The sequence below is a fragment of the Streptomyces sp. CWNU-52B genome (genome assembly GCF_047444975.1).
Lineage (GTDB): Bacteria > Actinomycetota > Actinomycetes > Streptomycetales > Streptomycetaceae > Streptomyces.
In genome coordinates this window covers 168,463-169,475 of record NZ_JBLFJV010000028.1, presented here as the reverse complement: position 1 = coordinate 169,475, position 1,013 = coordinate 168,463, and the positions used below count along the sequence as shown (strand labels likewise).

Below are 1,013 nucleotides of genomic sequence, written 5' to 3'. Positions count from 1 at the left end.
CCCTGACACTCGCTGCATAACAACACGAACAGGTGTCCACTCCGCGGGGACAAGGCCCAGATGCCCCTCCCGAGGGCTACTTCACGTCGACGTAATCTGCCGAGGAGGCGACCGCCGGGGTGGTGGACGTGCCTGCGAAGGAGTAACGGAAGTAGCCGTCCGCCGTGGCCTTCGTCGTCGTCCTCAAGTTGCCCTTGCTGTCCGTCGCGACGGACTTGAGGGTCGTGTAGGTGCTGGTGCCCTTCTTCTTGAACTGGAGCTTCACCGGCTGCTTGGTGTAACCCCCGTACCTGTAGGTTTCCCAGTTGGCGCGGGTCAGGGCGCCCGTGACGGTGATCGTCTTGTTTTTCTTCACTGGTTCCGGCGCGGCGTTGACCGTCAGCCTGGAGTTGCGCAGGACCTTCGCCTTGGCGGCGGAATCCCGCGTGACGTAGTCACCGTCGTTGGCCAGGGCGAGGGCTCTCACGGTCCAGGTCCCGGCCGTGGTGTTGTCCTGGGGGTGGATGCGCGGGTTCATCTTCAGCGTGTAGGTGCAGGTGGTCGTGGTGGAACTCTGGCTCACGCACTTGCCCGCGATGTTGTCGGGGATCACGAGACCGTAGGATTCGCCGTTCGGGAAGCGCGTGTGCCACATGACCGGGAAGGTGTCTCCGACCTTGATGCCCGAGTCGTCCGTGGCGGTCACCGCGATGGTGAACGTCTTCACGTCCGTGGTCCCCAGGACGATGTCCTTCCCTCCGTTGACGACCACGTTCGTGATCCTGATGTCGCCCGAGAAGTCATCCGCCTGAGCGGTCGCCGGAATCGTGAGCGCGGACAAGGCGAAGGCCCCGACGAAGGCTCCCACGGTGGTGCGGTGATGCATGAAGGCGTTTCCCCCACGTTCCAGAGCCTCAGAGATCTTCCGAGGCGGAGCTGACCCATGCCCACCCGATACACGGATGGCACGGATGGCACGGAGATGACCATCAGGTCGCACGAATGGTTGCCTGCCAGGCGCCGCGGCTTTTTCC

The 1,013-nt window shown here is 63.7% G+C and carries 1 protein-coding gene; it reads right to left on the bottom strand.

Translation table 11 applies throughout. The features are described 5' to 3' along the window. Window positions 1-76 precede the first annotated feature (76 nt). A complete protein-coding gene (locus ACLVWQ_RS26720; RefSeq protein WP_414111717.1) occupies window positions 77-865 on the bottom strand; it encodes a DUF5707 domain-containing protein in 789 nt (262 codons plus the stop codon). Between the last annotated feature and the right edge of the window lie 148 nt (window positions 866-1,013).